Origin of the sequence: Anaeroglomus insulsum, assembly GCF_050689095.1 — a bacterium.
Lineage (GTDB): Bacteria > Planctomycetota > Phycisphaerae > Sedimentisphaerales > Anaerohalosphaeraceae > Anaeroglomus > Anaeroglomus insulsum.
Genome location: NZ_JBOGCL010000016.1, coordinates 1 through 15,968, shown reverse-complemented (window position 1 = coordinate 15,968; position 15,968 = coordinate 1). Strand labels below are relative to the sequence as shown.

Here is a 15,968-nt window from a genome sequence, read left to right as displayed (position 1 = left end):
GTGCAGTGCGTTGCTGCATCGAGTGCATGATAGTGTCATCGACAGGTGAATATGATACACATAGGGAAAGGAAAAAGTCATGAGAAGCAAGGTATTGATTGTGTTATGGTGTGTGTGCCTGCTGGCCCCGATGGCTGCAGCCAAATGGGTTCGTTTTGAGGCTGAGGATGCGATCCTGTCTGGCCCGAACGCACGCATCGATCTGTATGCAGATGCTTCCGGAGGAAAAGGGGTATTTCTTGTCAATGCAGACCCTGCAGGTACGATTGATTATGTCGTAAATGTGCGTGAGCCGAATACTTTTCCGATGCGCCTCGGTTTTTACGCCAACGGGACTGCGGATCAGAAGTACGATTTGATTTATGTCAATGATATGACGACCCCCTTTGTGGACCAGAACTGGAACTGCGGTTATTACTGGGATCCCTATCCCCGCCCCAGCAGCAAATTTGAGAGCTTCCGCAATTCGATAGTAACCTATGGAACGCAGGTCCAGTTTCAGCTTTTAAGCCGCTGGTGGGCCGCCTGGGATGATGCCAAACGGGATATTCCAATGGCTGTGAACCTGGTTGCCGGCAAAAATATCATTCGTATTAAATCCGGCTGGTCACACACCACCCACGATTTTATCGAACTGGATTTGCCTGAGATGGCCTCTGCTCCAAACCCGGCGGATGGAGCTATGGAGGTTCGCAGCAGTCAGACGGTGTTGAGCTGGACCAATCCGGCCGGCGTAATCCGGAATAAAATTTATTTTGGCCAATTGGATTCAGAACCCAATTACCTGGATTATCAAACCCGATTAAGCCAGGTGATTACCCTGAATAATCCCGGACTGTCTCCTTCGATTGCCCTGCCCGCTCCCCTGGTTGACGGCAAAACCTATTATTGGGTGGTAGATGGGTATGATGCTCCCGGCGGTGACCCCAATTTTCCGGGGGTCATCTGGAGTTTCCAGACACAGTTTAATGCCGCTCCGGTGGTCACTATTGAACAGCCTTATCCTTATCTTGGACAAGGCGGGATTCCGGGCCAGGTCATCGTCTCTCTTGATGCAACGGTTGTGGATGACGGCCCGATTGTCTCGTATGCCTGGACACAGCTTGCCGGTCCCGCTACGGCGGTAATCCAATCTCCCGCCTCGGAAGATACCGCCATTACGATTATCGAAGAAGGTCATCCCTATCAATTCCAGTTGACGGTTAGTGACGGCCAGCGCAGCAGTGTTGGTGTAGTTGAATTTCATGTGGATGACACAGTCTGTGAGGCCGCACTGAGGAGGCCCAATACCCACAATACAGCCGATATCAATTATGACTGCCTTGTGAATCTGGGAGACTTTCAGGCGATGGCGTCGGCGTGGCTGAACTGTATTGATACCGTAACCAACTGCAACTAACGGGTTTGATTAGTGCATAGATTCGTGAAAGGGAAATACTATGAAAAGCCTATTATTGATAATTCTATTGTGCCTTGTCTCACTTCTGCAGGCAGGCTATATGGATACGGACAACTATTATGTCCTCGAAGATCATGAATTAGCCGCCTGGAACGGAGCTGAGGCCGCGGGGGTAACACTGAATGTCGTCTTGGATACCTGGAGTTCCAGCAATATGAATAACACTAGCAGCCAGTGGTGGATGCAGTTTAATCCGACCGATGATTCCCTGCTGCCTAATGTTATGACCGGTATTAATATCAAAGGGTGGAAGATGACCGTGACCAACATCGGCACAGCCCAATTTACCATCATTTTGGGGGCAAGTACCCCGTTCAATGGCTGGTGGCAGACGGGACCCGGCGTGGGGGTAGAACCTGGAGAAACCAAAACCGTCACTATTGATATTAATGACACCTCCGGGATTCCCAATCAGAAGGATTGTACCAACCTGCTGATTATTTTCCAGTCCGGCTCCAAAATGGACTTCAAATTCAAAGTCCTGTCGGCGCACACCTATGCCTATGATCCCAATCCCTTCCATAACACCGAAGCCGATCCGACCGTATTGACCGAACTGAGCTGGAAGAATATCGACGGCGTTACAGCCAATGATGTCTATTTCGGCACGGCTGAGCCTAATCCCGCCGATCCGAATTACGATGAATGGACCGAAGTACTGCCCAAAATCAAGACGATTCTGAATCCCGCTGCGGTCCAGACCCTTGCGTTAAGTGAGCTGCCGCCTTTGCAGGATAACACGGTCTATCACTGGGTTGTGGATTCCTATCGGGGAACGGTACCGCCTGCAGAACCCAATTTCCCAGGTCAGCACTGGCAGTTCACGTCGTACATCAATCAGCCGCCAGTGGTCAGCCTGGGCAACGATCGGGTTGTCTGGCTGGGTCAGGATGGCATTCCGGGGCAGGTGAATGTAACGCTGACGCCGCTTGTCAGTGATGATGACAGACCGGTTCCGCAGGCCAGTCTGACGTATTCGTGGGCCAAAGCAAACAATTCCAATCGTATTGACGACCTGATCTTTCCTGTGTCCAATAAACCCTCGCTGACTCTTCCGTTTACGCTGCCGGGTGTTTATGATATTAAATTGGATGTCAATGATACAAAATTAATCGGTACCGATACCGTTCGCATCACGGTCGGGACTTCGGCCTGTGATGCGGCTCGCCGGCTGCCGAATGCTCCCTGGTTTGACGGAGCGGATTTGGACCAGGATTGTCAGGTTGAGATGAATGATCTGATGATCCTGGCTTCAAACTGGCTGAACTGTGCCGATTTCATTACCCATTGTCAGTAGCCAATTGCGGTTTGTGTAGCTATCAAGCTGTGGCTTAAATATAATTAGGAATTGGTATGGCGGGCGGCATTGGGCTGCCCGTCCTTATGAAAACCAAACCATTTGTTTCGGAGGAAAGAAGATGAAAAAGTCCGTTTTACTGTGTTTAGCTGCGATACTGTGCCTGAGTCTTGCCTCGGGGGCCGCTACCGTCAATCTGGGCAACTTTGAAGGGACTATGGACAACTGGGTGATGCAGAATACGGCCACCGGGACCTACTCCACCTTCGGAGTAACCAATGGCAGTAGTTCGCTGGAAGTGCTTTTCCCGGGCGGCTGGGGTACGATTATGAAGCTGGATATGAAATCCCAGATGGATGTGCTGAAAAATATGGAAGCACTCAGCCTGGATCTTACCACGCGAAATGACAATAGCCAAATTCCTAACTGGTGGCTTCAGGTGATTCTTATCGTCAATAGTGAAACCGGCGGCTGGCAGGACCTGGGCAATCAGTATGGAGCGGTACCGTGGAGTCCCAGAACGGATACGCTGACCTGGACGATTCCCCAGAGCATCCGTGATAATTTCGTCCAGAATGGTGCCGGCGGCTGGGCCGAATTATTTATCGTAACCAACTCCGGCGGCGGTACCCTGTGGCTGGATAACATCAATGCCACCGTTGCCGTCATCCCCGAACCAGCCACACTGTCGATACTCGGACTGGGTGTGTTGGCTGTGCTCAAACGCCGCAAAGCATAAACCTATTATCTGTCCCTGCGGGCATAGTCTGGTTTAAGAGGACTGCCGAACAGACCTTTGCATCTGGCAATGGGGATGCGAAAGTGTCTGTTGTTCGGACTGCTCAAGCGTTGGAGCCTGTGGTTTCGGCAACAGGTTCATAGGGGAACAACAGATGGAAGGCGGCGCCCTGATGGGTGCCGCGGCTTTCAGCCCAGATACGGCCGTTCATGGCGTTAATGGTGTTGGCGCACCAATGCAGGCCCAAGCCCTCGCTGGCGGTCTGCTTGGTGGTATGGCCTCGCTGGAAAATCTGGTTGAGCTGGTCTTCGGTCATGCCAAGGCCGTTGTCCTGCACCATGAGATGAAGGACGCGTTTCCCGACCAGGGTATCCAGACCGCCGTTGATGGTGATGATGCCATTCACGCCGGCGTTCCGGATCGAATCGATGCTGTTGGCCAGCAGGTTGCATAGGATGTGGGTCAGGGCGACGCGGTTGCTTTTGAGCGGGGCAATGTTGTTGAGTCCGGGATCGATGCGGATGTCAATATCCTGGCGGGACCCTTTGGGCAGCATGGCGATGCAGTCGTGGAGTATTTCAGTAATTTTGAATTGTTCGATCGCATCGGCGCTGCGGCTGAGCCGGTCGGGCTGAATCAGACTCTGTTCGATCTGGCCGATGGGGTCGGCGATATTCTGGAGGCCGTCTGCGAGCCGACCCATGGTTTCGGCCAAAGTCTGTTCGGCCATGGACATAAATTCTTTCAGTTCGTTACGTCGCTGAGGCGGCAGGTCAGGCGTATCGAGTTCCTGACGGACCTGGCGGATATGCTGCAGCGGCAGGTCCTGAATCTGCTGGTTGAGGGACTCGATTTCAATACGCAGGGACGTCAGAGAAGTGCGGACATTGTGCAGGATACCAGAGGCCAATTCCGCGATGCCGGCACGATAGGACCGTTCCATCAGGTCCACGCGGGCCTGGTGAAGCTGGGCTACCATTTGATTGAATGAATCGGCCAACGAAGCGATTTCATCCCGACTGGTCAGATGAAGACGGCGGGTCAGGTCGCCGGAACGGCCGATTTCAAGGGCAAAATGAGTGACGGTGCTGAGGGGGTTAATAATAATTGTTTCGAGTATAACCAATAACACTACCAGAATCACCACTCCGCCGGCCAACAATGAAAATTGTGCGAAACGGACGGCGGCAAGACCTCGGCTTGTGATATCCCGGGGAGTTTTGGTTTTGATGAGCAGAGAGTGGTTCTGATAAATATCAGGGAATGTCCTGTACACTGCAACGATATTATCATCCGCAGGTTTTTCAAGAAAAGAGGATTCCGGAGTCGGCAGTTGGGATAAATACGGCTGCAGGGCCTGCTGTGTGGCCGGCGACGCCAGACTCCACCATTCAAACTCCACCTGGGTCTGCTTACTGAGCGGATTCATCATCTCATCATTAACCAGGCGGGCCATGATCAGTGTGCCGACAATCGGGGTAGTGTTGAGATTATTCGTGATTGGACGTGAGCTAATCATCAGAGGTCCGGCGGAAGTCAGAAGGACTCCGGCCACGGAATGTTCCGGTTCGGGATGGTTAATCAGTGTGGTATTGCGACATAGCTTTGCCGGGGACAGTTCTTCGATTTCCAGCGGAGTGATTTCCTTTTCACCGAGTTTGACGACCTGGCCCCACACATAGTTGCCTTTGGCGTCAAGAAAGATCATGGCATTCAGATGCTGAGTCAGAAATACTTCGTCGGAAATGGTTTGTTGGATGAAATCCTCTTTTTTTCCTTGAACGTAAAGGGCGGTGTCATCCCAGGCAGACCAGTCGTAACAAAAGCGATTCAGATGCTCTATTTCGTTTTTCAAAGCCAGAATGCAGCGGTCCATGTTGATTTGGGCGCGGTTGTTTTCCACCGCTTCGAAGCTGGGCAGAATGATCCACTTCTGAACGGCCAGGTCCACGAGGCCATAACAGAGGCCTGCAATCAGCAGCATTGATACAATCTTATTGCGCAGTAACATGAGCAGTCTTTTTCAAAGGTTGTTTTATTCCCGTGCGAATTTCAGCAGTCCTTCAGCAATCTTATCCAGGGGCATAATCAGTTCGGCTCCGCCTTTGGCGATGGCTTCCTTGGGCATGCCAAAGACCACGCAGGTTTCTTCATCCTGAGCGATGGTGTGAGCCCCGTTTTGCCGCATGGCAAGCAGACCCATTGCCCCGTCGTTGCCCATGCCTGTCAGAATCGCCCCAACGGCATTCGGGCCGGCGATTTTGGCGACGGAGTTGAACAGCACTTCCACACTGGGTTTCTGGTGACAGACAGCAGGGCCGTCTTTGATGTTGACATAATAGATGGCACCAGATCGCTGGAGTACCATGTGATAGCCGCCGGGGGCAATCAGCACCTGACCGGGCAGAACACGGTCGCCATCCTGGGCTTCCTTGACATGAACGGCACATTCGGAGTTGAGCCGGTCGGCAAAGGATTTGGTAAACTGGGCCGGCATATGCTGAACAACCACGACACCCGGTGATGTGGCTGGCAGGGCGGTCAGGACGCAGGTCAGAGCCTGAACGCCGCCGGTGGAGGCTCCAATGGCCAGGATTTTCTGTGTGGTTTCGACCATATGGGAGGCGGCGGTGGTGTTGGCTTTGGCGGGAGCTGCGGTCCGTGCCGGCATCGGACGAATGGCTTTGGAGGACATGGAATGGATGATGTCGGCCAGTGTTTTGCAGGCATCGCCGACGCTGTAGGATTGGCCGGGTTTGGCGACGACATCAACGGCTCCTGCCGCCAGCGCTTCGATGGCGGTTTTGCTGCCTTTGGGGGTCAGAGAGCTGAAGATGATAACCGGCATGGGGCGATGTTCCATAATTTTCTTGAGAAAGGTGATGCCATCCATGCGGGGCATTTCGACGTCGAGAATCAATACATCCGGCTGGAGGTTGATGATTTTGTCGCGGGCAATATAGGGGTCCGGAGCCGTGCCGATGACTTCAATTCCCGGTTGGGTATTGAGTTCTTTGCTGAGCACTTGACGTACAATGGCCGAGTCGTCCACGATTAATACTTTATGTAGTTGAGTGGTCACTGTCATGATCGTATCCTTAAATAATTTTTTCGATGCCGTTGGCCTTGATGGTCACTGTGCCGTCAGCGATATTGAGATACATATTCCGGGGGACATTGCCGCCGACTTCCTGCCCTTTGATCATGATGCCAAACTGCCAGAGCAGTTTACGGGCGGCCAGAAAATTACGGTTGCCGATTTCAAAACCTTTGGGACCGTTGTCCATGGCGGCTCCGCCTGCCAGTTTGGCAATAATGCGTCGGCGGTCAGCCCCGGCGGAAACCAGATGATCCAGCAGGAGTTTCATCCCGGTATCGGCAAACATCAGCGGTTCCCGGGCAGCCCGGGCCGGGTCCATCGTTGACGATGGCAGCTGATAATGAATCATGCCGCCGATGCGAATGGCGGGGTCGTAAAAGGTAGCTGCGATGCAGGATCCCAGTGAGTAAGTCACCAGAATGCTGTCTGGGTCCCTGGAGACGCGGGCGTCGGAGACCTGTACCGTGATATTTCGTGAGGTGCTTAGCATCCTGGCCTTAATCCTTTCTGTAGATGGTTGGCTGTACGTAACGGAATTTGTGGGTAATACCCGTCAGGGATTCCGAGTGGCCTGTGAACAGGTACCCGCCGCGATCCAGTACGTCCCAGTAGCGGTTGACCAGCTTCTGCTGGGTGGGCTTGTCGAAATAAATCATGACATTTCGACAGAAAATAAAATCCAGGGGGCCTTTGAATGGCCAGGGCTCCATCAGGTTCAGGTATTTAAAGACAATCATCTTCTTGAGGACCGGACTGACCTGGTACATCGGCTGACCATTGCAGCGGACTTTGGACAGATACCGGTTTTTAGCCGCAGGCGGTACAGGAGCGATGCGTTCAGCATCATAAATGCCTTCGGCGGCTCGTTGCAGGACACGGCTGGAGATGTCGGTGGCCAGGATTTTGATGTCCCAGCCGTCAGCCGGCTGGAGGCTTTCCAGCAGGGTGATGGCGATGGTATAGGGTTCTTCACCCGATGAGCAGCCGGCGCTCCAGCAGCGGATTTTTTTGACAGAGCCGGTTTTGCGGCTGGCCAGTTCCGGCAGAAGTGTTTGAGCGACAAAATCAAAATGCTGTGATTCCCGGAAAAATGAGGTCAGGTTGGTACTGATGGCGTCGGTCAATTCGGTGAGTGCGGTTTTGGAGGAATCCGACAAAACATATTTGTAATAGTCGGCAAAGCTGGAAAAGTTTTTCTGCCGCAGCAGCTTGCCCAGCCGGGAACGCACCAGTTCTTTTTTACCGTCATGCAAATCAATGCCGCAGTGTTCATACACCAGCGCACTGATCTGGTCAAATTCCTGATCAGTCAGGACCAGATTATCTTGTAAGACAGATAGTCCGAGCATAGGGAACCTCGCTTAATACATTTGCGTTTGAGCCAATGCAATCAGGCCGGGGATATCAAGAATAAGGCTGACTCTGCCGTCTCCCATGACGGCACCGCCGGACACCCCCTTGATATTGCCCAGGCCGCTGATGCTTTTGATAACAACCTGCTGCTGGCCCAGCAGATCATCAACCTGCAGGCAGCACTTGCGATTGCCTTCTTCGACCACGACCAGAAGCCCTTCGGTCGGATTCTGTCGGGCATCAGCAACATGAAACAGCTTATGCAGCGGAACCAGAGGCATCAGCATGTCGCGGATTTTGACCATCTGGGCCCGATTCTGCACGGTAGAAATCTGATCTGCGGTCGGACGGATGCTGTGCACAACGGAATTAATCGGAATAATATAGCGTTGCGAACCGAGGGTCACAATCTGACCATCAATGATAGCCAGGGTCAGCGGCAGACGGATCAGAAAAGTCGTTCCCTGGTCGAGTTGGGTTCGAATATCGATTTTACCACCGATGGATTCGATGTTCTTGCGAACCACATCCATGCCGACGCCGCGGCCGGAGACATCGGTGATTTTGTCGGCGGTTGAAAAACCGGCCATAAAAATCATCTTGTAAATTTCATCATCGGACAAATCCTGGCCTTTGGCAATCAGCCCTTTTTCAATCGCTTTCTTGAGAATTTTGTCGCGATTGAGACCTCGGCCGTCGTCGGTGATTTCAATGATGATTGAACCGGCCTGATGATAGGCTCGCAAATAGATATGGCCGGTCCCGGATTTGCCTTTGGCTTTGCGTTCTTCGGCGGTTTCCACGCCGTGATCGACGGAGTTGCGCATCATGTGAATGAGCGGGTCGGTGATTTTATCCACGATGGTGCGGTCCAGTTCCGTATCCTCACCGCTGGTGACAAAGTCGATGGTCTTGCCGGCCTTACGAGACAAGTCCCGGACAAGTCGGGCCATTTTCTGGAAGACGCCCTGCACAGTGACCATCCGCATCGACATGGACAACTCCTGAAGCTGCCGGACGATTTTGTTCTGATGGGCGACTTTACGGTATAAATCACTGTCATTATTGCAGGATTTGCTGACTTCTTCGGCGATCATCAACTGGGCGACCGCCAGTTCACCGGTCATGTTGATCAGGTCATCCAGGCGTGTGGTACTGACCTTGATTTTCTCTTCAGCCGCTTTCGCTGCGGCGGCGCCAGGGGTTTCCTTCTCGCCAGCCAGCATGGCATCGAGTTTATGGTCTTCAGTTTCCTTCAGCGGTTCGCAAGTCGGTTCCGGCTTGGGCTGTTTTGCTGCCGCAGTCGCGTCGGTGATGTTCCCGCTGGTACAGTCATGCAGGCGGGCAATCAGGGCATCGACATTGCCGGGTGTTTGATAGGCGGTGTTCTGTCCGGCAGCCGTTTCCATGGCCGCCAGCATGGTTTTGAGCATATCGATCGATGCGAAGGTAACATCACTGAAGGGGCCTGTGAGCTTCACTTGTCCCTTGCGGGCCATATCCAGCAGATTTTCGGCAGCATGGGCCAGTTTATTGGTGTCGGTCAGATTCAGAAACCCGGCCATGCCTTTGATGGTATGGAAAGAACGGAAGATCTTATTGAGCGTTTCGGCATCCTCGGGATTGTTTTCCAGCTCCAGCAGGGCGGCCTCAGCGTTTTCAATGTGTTCTTTGGATTCGTTAATGAAGTCCATAATCAGCGGCAGATCATCTTCGGTGAAGGTGATGGTGGCTGCAACCGATTCCGCAACAGGGGCGGCAGCGGGTGTGGCTGGGGCCTCAGAACCGGGCTGTGATGCTGTGATTGGTTCGGAGCCGGCGTGGCTGGACTCTCCTGCGGCAAGGTTTTCGAGGGTGCTGATCATGGCGGCCAGTTCGGCAGGCGGCTGATAACTGCCGGCCTGAGTGGCGGCGGCTTCAAGACTGGCCAGCATGCCTTTGAGCATGTCCACCGATGCCAGGGCCGCATCGCTGGCATCGCCAATGAGTTTAATCTGTCCCTTGCGGGCCATATCCAGCAGATTTTCTGCCGAATGGGCCAGTTTATTGATGTCGGTCAGATTCAAAAAGCCTGCCGTTCCCTTGACAGTATGAAACGCCCGGAAAATGCTATTGAGCGTTTCTTCGTCTTCGGGATGATGTTCGATTTCCAGCAGAGCCGATTCAGCGTTTTCGAGGTGCTCGCGGGATTCGTTGATAAAATCCATAATCAGCGGCAGGTCTTCTTCGTTCAGGGATGGGGCGGCGGCCTGGGCAGGGGGCTGGCCGGCGGTGCGATCGATTTCAGTCAGCAGAGTCTGCAGATCGCTGACCATGTGACTGAGTGTATCGACGCAGTCGGTTTGTCCCTGATTCTGCTGACTCAGTGCGGCATTGATTATGCTGGCGGCATTCGCACCAAGGCTCTGAAAGCGGGCGACAACAGATTCAGGTCCGTGATCCAGATTGCTGGCGGCGGAAACGATTTGTTCAAACAGCGTTCTGAACTGCTCCATGTCGCAGGCCTTCTCGGCATCCAGCAGCATAACCTGACTTGCTGCCTGCTCAATGAGATTCTTCAGCATTGCCTTGTTGTCGCTCATATCCACTCCTGTGTCTGTCCTGTAATCTTAATCTCGTGATGCGGCCCGGGGCGGCTGTGCTGTCATATCCGCAAGAAATGGCGGAAGCTGACAGATTTGGCCGGCCAGAGTCGATCCATCGGTCGAGAGTATTTTCTTGAAGATGTCAAAAACGGTTATCAGTCCGGTTACCTGCTGCTGTGAATCCAGTATCACCAGGCAGCGAATGGCATATTTGCACAGTGTATCGATAGCCGCCCAGAGGGGGGTTTCCGGCCGGATGGCACGGACGGGGCGGCTGACAAACCATTTGACGCGGATTTGGAAGGTGGCATCATCCTGGGGACGGCGATAATGTGCAAAAATGGACTTGGTATAGGGACTGATTGCCGCGGCGGTATCGGACCGCGACAGAATCCCTTCAAGCTGTCCATTTTTGCCGGCCAGCAGATAACTGGTGTTGTGCTGCTGCATCAGCAGAATGGCCTGCTGAATGCTGGCGTCCGGGTCAATCCAGACAGCGGGGGTGCCGACCAGGCTTTGCACCGGGCAATTCAAATCCAGGGTTCCCAAGGGGCCGGCGGTTGTCGGGTATGAGCAGACCAGGCTCGGTTGTCCGGAACCGACAAGCTGTTCTATGGCTTTGGAGACCGGGCTGGCTTGCGGCACCTGCTCGACAGTCTCGACCTGAACCACCGGTTCTGCGGGGGCTGTCTGCGGCGAGTTGGCAGAGGGGTCACCGGCAACCCGAGTTGGGTCTGGCGTGGTGGGGGCCGGAGACGTTCCCTGTGAGAGTGCAGAGGCCGTATCCGGGGCCGGTGTTTTATCGGCGTTGTCCGCTGCGGCCTGGGGTTCGGATTGGGGTTGGGGGGCCGGTTCGTCTGCGGCCTTGGGTTCGAGTGTTTCAATCGGAAACACTGCCGCACACTGTACCGGTTCGAATGCTCCGACTTTGATTTTGCTTAAAATCATCAGGCATTCATGGTCCGGTTCCATCTGAATCGATTCTTTGGGATTCGTCCAGAGCGGGCCGATATATACATTGACCTGCTTGAGATGCTTGTGTCCGGGCAGGCTTTGTCGGAAGATGCGGTCCCAGGAGCCGGTCATCAGATTGCCCAGTTCCTTAATTGCATCGGTCAGGGCCTGGGCATCTTTGAGGGCACCGGTCTTGACCTGTTCCTGAATGCGTTTTTCCGGCAGCATGACAACAATCCCCGACAGGATAAACAGGGCCGCCTGGTCGAACCAGATGGCACACTGGCCGTTGATGGTTCCCTGGGCCTGAAGGGTATTGATGGATGTAATTTTGCCGAACTCTTTCTTAAGCTGTCCGACATTGCCGCGGAGGACTTTCTGTTCAGTAGTCTGCATCGAACAGTCGAACATCCCGGCAATGTCTTCACAGAATGCATCAAAGGCACGCTGTGTCAGCCCTTCCAGTTCGGTAGCCAGTTGTATCTGCTGCAGGGGCATATTGGGCTCAATTCTGGGCTTGTTTATAATACATGGAAAACGTGACAGGGAAGATTTCATCCAGCGTGGTGTTGACCTGTCCTCGCGTAAAGTCCTCCCCGGGCATCGGGAATAACTGCCGTCCCGACACGACGGTAGGGATGGAGACCTGCAGATCGGTATAGGTGTTTTGAATGCGGTGCTTGATGCTGCCCATCGTCATGTTGGCGACTTCTCCGACGGCATCACCGACTTCCGACAGGCTCAGTTGATCGCCGCTGTCCATGCCAAGCATATTGGCGGCAATGCTTCGGGCGCAGGCTTCGGACAGGCAAATAGTCAGACATCCTTCCAAGCCGCCGCGGAAGGTAATGGAGCCCATCAGGGCGGCGCCTTCAGGCGAGCTGTCCTGGGGTTCAGAACCGGCAGGCTCGATATCCATAAAGATCATGGTTTCAAAGACTTCTCGGGCTGCATCGAGAATGGTCTGTTCCATTGTCATTTGTTCCAGCATGTGTTTTCCTTTCTTGCGATGGTTTACAGTCCGATTTCGGTTAGTTCATAAAGGGGCTCAGTTTTTCCTGAAAGCGTTCCGGAGTGAAGGGCTTGGTAATATAGCCATTGGCTCCGCTGCTCATCAGATTATCAATCAGGTCCTGGCTGCTTTCCGTGGAAACCATGATGATTTTGGTGTTTTTGCTGCAGTCCATCTGGCGGGCCTGCTTGACAAATTCCACCCCGTTCATCTCCGGCATGTTGATATCGCACAGCACAATATCAACGGCTGAGCCTTTCATTTTTTCCAGCGCCTCGGCCCCGTTGCCAGCCTCTTCCGTACGGTCGAATTCCAGCCCGGACATACGGATGGTCTTCATAATGATTTTTCGCATCGTGGCTGAGTCGTCCACAATCATCAGCGATTTTGACATAACTTACTCCTTGTCCATGAAATACATGCTAAATTGGTTGATTTTTTGTCAGTTCTGCCACAGCATCGGATTGAACCACACGGTCAATATCCAGCAGGACCTTGATGCCGTTGTCGGCCTTGCCGATGCCGAGGATAAAATCGGCCCGAACAACAGCCCCCAGCTGGGGGGTCTGCTCGATATCTTTGCCCTCCACATAGAGGACTTCCTGAACACGGTCCACAATCAGCCCGGCATGATGCATCCGGTTATTGAGGCTGACTTCGACGACGATAATGCAGGTCTGGTCAGTGACCTCGGCGGCAGGCATCTCAAACCGCAGACGCAGATCCAGAACCGGGATGACCTGGCCCCGCAGGTTGATGACGCCTTTAATATAGGCCGGCGTTCTGGGCATGGGAGTGATCGGCACATAGCCGATGATCTCACGGACCTTCAGGATGCCGATGCCGTACTGTTCCTGTCCGAGGGCAAAAGTCAGGTATTTGCCTTCAAGGCCGGTGTTTTTTGTTTCTGTGATGGTTGCGGTAGTCATATCGATCGTCCTCAATGAGCCTTAGCGTACTCTGTTCTATCCGTTAAATGCCTTGAAATCATGGTCATCCAGCGGCAGCATGCTGGCAGGGGATGTTTTCGTTGTATCCTGCCGATTGGGTGTTCCGTCAGCAATCTGATGGAAAAGATGATCACTCAGGCTGGGCTTGACCGTTTTTTTGACGGATGCCGACGGCGTTTTGGAGCCTGTCTGCAAGGTGTGATTGATCTGAATACCGACCAACGCAGATAATTCCTGGACAACGTTTTTAAGCAGTGATGCCTGATGATTCAATTCCTGGCTGGCACTGGCCGATTGCTCGGCATTGGCGGCATTCTGCTGGGTGACCTTGTCCATCTGCGATACGGCGGTATTAATCTGATCCACGCCCTGAGCCTGTTCCTTGCTGGCCGCGGCAATTTCAGCAACCAGATCGGTGGTTTTGGCGATTCCGCTGACGATTTCATCCAGGGCTTTCTGGACCTCACTGCAAATCTGGACGCCGTTGCGGCTGTGATTGACCGACTGCTCAATCAGGTTGGTTGTGTTCTTGGCGGCTTCGGCTGACCGCATGGCCAGATTTCGGACCTCTTCGGCCACGACGGCAAATCCCTTGCCGGCTTCCCCGGCCCGGGCCGCTTCGACGGCGGCATTGAGGGCCAGCAGGTTGGTCTGGAAGGCGATTTCATCAATCACCTTGATGATTTTGGCCGTTTCGTCCGAACTATTACGGATATCGTTGATGGCATTGGCCATCCGCTTCATCGAATCGGCTCCATGGTCAGCAGCCTTGCGGGCCTCGGAGGCCAGGGTGTTAGCCTGCGTGGCATTGGCGGCGTTTTGTTTGGTCATGCTGGACATTTCTTCCAGGCTGGAGGAGGTTTCTTCCAGACCGGCGGCTTGTTCGGTAGCTCCCTGTGCCAGCGACTGGGAGGCAGAGGAAATCTGTTCGGAGGCACTCGCCAGCTGCTCAGAGCCTTCGGCAAGCAACCCCACGATGGAATTGAGTTTCCCGGTCAGTTTGCCGGCGATCAGCAGCCAGCAGGTTAGCGTAACAGCACACGATACCAGCATCAGGATTCCCAGTTGGATGCTGGCCGAATGGCCGGCTTTCTGCATTTGAATCTGGCCTTCCTGGAATTCGTCCAGATAGGAACTGGCACCAATAACCCAGTCCCAGGGACCAAAATACGCAATCCGGGCGATTTTCATCCGAGCCTCAGTATCGCCGGCATTTTTCCAGGGATATAACTGTTCAGCAATCTGGCCGGGTTTGAGGGCGATTGCCTTCGTGCAGATTTCCTGAATGAACGCAGTGCCACTGGCGTCTTTGGCGTCCCAGATATTCTCCCCATCGCGCTTGCCGTCTTTGGAGATGACATAGTTGCCCTTGCTGTCGAGGACAAAGATGTAGCCGGTTTTGCCGACCTGGACATCCATAATGGCTTTGCGAAGCGAGGCAACACTTTCCTGCGGAATGCCAAAATACAGGGCGCCGATGACTTTTTTCGATTCATCAAACAGCGGTTCGTAGGCGGTAATATACCACTTATTGACGACAAAAGCCCGTCCGATATAGGATTTCCCTTCCGACAGCGCCGTGACCACTGGATTGGGACTGCCGTCAGGCTGAGTGCGCGGGATAAATGTGCCGATGGCCCGTTTGCCTTCGAGGGTCTCCACGTTGGTGCAAACCCGCAGCATATCTCCCGCATCGTTCATTCGCTGGAAAATAGTGCAGGTTCCACCGACCAGATTTTTCACTTTATCCACCACTGGCGACGATTCCTTGATATCCGTATTCTGTCCCAGCCAGGTCTGACCGACCATCATCTTGGGCAGTGTCACTGTCTGTGATGCCTTGGTATTTTGATTGATGCAATTCCAGGTGACTGTTTCGGAAGACAGGCTGATGGGTCCTGTCAGACTGAGTGTTTCTTTAGCGACATTCAGACAGTATTTGAGGTTTTGTTCAATCGATTCCTGCTGGGCCTGGCACATCGCGTACACATTTTGTGCGATATGGTCCAGGTCGGTTCGGGCGGCACTATCTGCCTGTTCCGTGGCGAAGGTAATCATGCGCTTGTTCTGATACAAGGTGACTGCCCCTGCAATCAGCAGCGGCACCACTGTCAAGACGGTCCCTGTAATCAGCAGTTTCGTCCTCAGTGTCAGTTTTGCGTACATAAGGCTCTCCCAAAAAGTATATTAAAATCGAATGACGGACGTTTCCGTCGTAGTCTGGCAAAGGGATATGCCTGCGCTAAACTGGGGGCGGTTTCTCGCGGAGGACCCCAACCGTTCCGTTTTTTAGCACAAGCTGGCTATGCTTGCCCGGCCATCAATGTGCCCATACCTTCCAGAACACGGTCGATATCCAGCAGAATCTTGATGGAGCTGCCGGCCTTGCCGATACCGAGAATAAAATCGGTATTGACATCCGTGCCGAATTGCGGGGCATCGTCAATGTTTTCCTGACCGATATCCAGGACTTCCTGAACCCGATCCACAATCAGACCCGCATTGAAGGATCGCCCTTC

Annotated in this window: 14 protein-coding genes; 3 read left to right on the top strand and 11 right to left on the bottom strand. The window is 53.5% G+C overall.

All coding sequences use genetic code 11. The annotated features are described in order from the left end of the window. The first annotated feature begins 79 nt into the window (after nt 1-79). From ACQ9LF_RS12415 to ACQ9LF_RS12405, 3 genes are all read left to right on the top strand, one after another. The gene (locus ACQ9LF_RS12415) at nt 80-1,399 is read left to right on the top strand and encodes a PKD domain-containing protein (protein ID WP_462489731.1); all 1,320 of its coding nucleotides are present in this window, start codon (nt 80-82) and stop codon (nt 1,397-1,399) included. A gap of 100 nt (nt 1,400-1,499) precedes the next feature. Then, nucleotides 1,500-2,756 (top strand): hypothetical protein, encoded by a 1,257-nt coding sequence (locus ACQ9LF_RS12410; RefSeq protein ID WP_462489730.1) that lies wholly within the window; start codon nt 1,500-1,502, stop codon nt 2,754-2,756. Nucleotides 2,757-2,877: 121 nt separating this feature from the next. After that, nucleotides 2,878-3,495: a PEP-CTERM sorting domain-containing protein gene (locus tag ACQ9LF_RS12405; protein WP_462489729.1), complete on the top strand. Its 618-nt coding sequence runs from the start codon at nt 2,878-2,880 to the stop codon at nt 3,493-3,495. Between the two features lie 103 nt (nt 3,496-3,598). Here ACQ9LF_RS12405 and ACQ9LF_RS12400 read toward each other — a convergent pair whose 3' ends face one another. The 11 genes from ACQ9LF_RS12400 to ACQ9LF_RS12350 form a co-directional block, all read right to left on the bottom strand. Further along, nucleotides 3,599-5,506 carry a CHASE4 domain-containing protein gene (locus tag ACQ9LF_RS12400; RefSeq protein WP_462489728.1) on the bottom strand — a complete coding sequence of 636 codons (1,908 nt, stop codon included), beginning with the start codon at nt 5,504-5,506 and terminating at the stop codon, nt 3,599-3,601. A 24-nt stretch (nt 5,507-5,530) separates the two neighbouring features. Next, the gene (locus ACQ9LF_RS12395; protein WP_462489727.1) at nt 5,531-6,583 is read right to left on the bottom strand and encodes a protein-glutamate methylesterase/protein-glutamine glutaminase; all 1,053 of its coding nucleotides are present in this window, start codon (nt 6,581-6,583) and stop codon (nt 5,531-5,533) included. A 10-nt stretch (nt 6,584-6,593) separates the two neighbouring features. Then, the gene (locus ACQ9LF_RS12390) at nt 6,594-7,085 is read right to left on the bottom strand and encodes a chemotaxis protein CheD (protein WP_462489726.1); all 492 of its coding nucleotides are present in this window, start codon (nt 7,083-7,085) and stop codon (nt 6,594-6,596) included. 7 nt (nt 7,086-7,092) lie between these two features. Further along, nucleotides 7,093-7,944: a CheR family methyltransferase gene (locus ACQ9LF_RS12385; RefSeq protein WP_462489725.1), complete on the bottom strand. Its 852-nt coding sequence runs from the start codon at nt 7,942-7,944 to the stop codon at nt 7,093-7,095. Nucleotides 7,945-7,956: 12 nt separating this feature from the next. Then, on the bottom strand, nt 7,957-10,530 hold the full coding sequence (locus ACQ9LF_RS12380) for a chemotaxis protein CheA (protein ID WP_462489724.1): 2,574 nt from the start codon (nt 10,528-10,530) through the stop codon (nt 7,957-7,959). Between the two features lie 27 nt (nt 10,531-10,557). Then, the gene (locus ACQ9LF_RS12375; protein ID WP_462489723.1) at nt 10,558-11,985 is read right to left on the bottom strand and encodes a CBS domain-containing protein; all 1,428 of its coding nucleotides are present in this window, start codon (nt 11,983-11,985) and stop codon (nt 10,558-10,560) included. Between the two features lie 7 nt (nt 11,986-11,992). Next, nucleotides 11,993-12,478 carry a chemotaxis protein CheX gene (locus tag ACQ9LF_RS12370; protein WP_462489722.1) on the bottom strand — a complete coding sequence of 162 codons (486 nt, stop codon included), beginning with the start codon at nt 12,476-12,478 and terminating at the stop codon, nt 11,993-11,995. 40 nt (nt 12,479-12,518) lie between these two features. After that, the gene (locus ACQ9LF_RS12365; RefSeq protein WP_462489721.1) at nt 12,519-12,893 is read right to left on the bottom strand and encodes a response regulator; all 375 of its coding nucleotides are present in this window, start codon (nt 12,891-12,893) and stop codon (nt 12,519-12,521) included. Between the two features lie 28 nt (nt 12,894-12,921). Further along, the gene (locus ACQ9LF_RS12360; protein WP_462489720.1) at nt 12,922-13,428 is read right to left on the bottom strand and encodes a chemotaxis protein CheW; all 507 of its coding nucleotides are present in this window, start codon (nt 13,426-13,428) and stop codon (nt 12,922-12,924) included. 36 nt (nt 13,429-13,464) lie between these two features. Next, on the bottom strand, nt 13,465-15,615 hold the full coding sequence (locus ACQ9LF_RS12355) for a methyl-accepting chemotaxis protein (protein WP_462489719.1): 2,151 nt from the start codon (nt 15,613-15,615) through the stop codon (nt 13,465-13,467). 137 nt (nt 15,616-15,752) lie between these two features. Continuing rightward, nucleotides 15,753-15,968 (bottom strand): chemotaxis protein CheW (locus ACQ9LF_RS12350; RefSeq protein ID WP_462489718.1); only part of this gene is annotated, 216 nt, incomplete at its 5' end.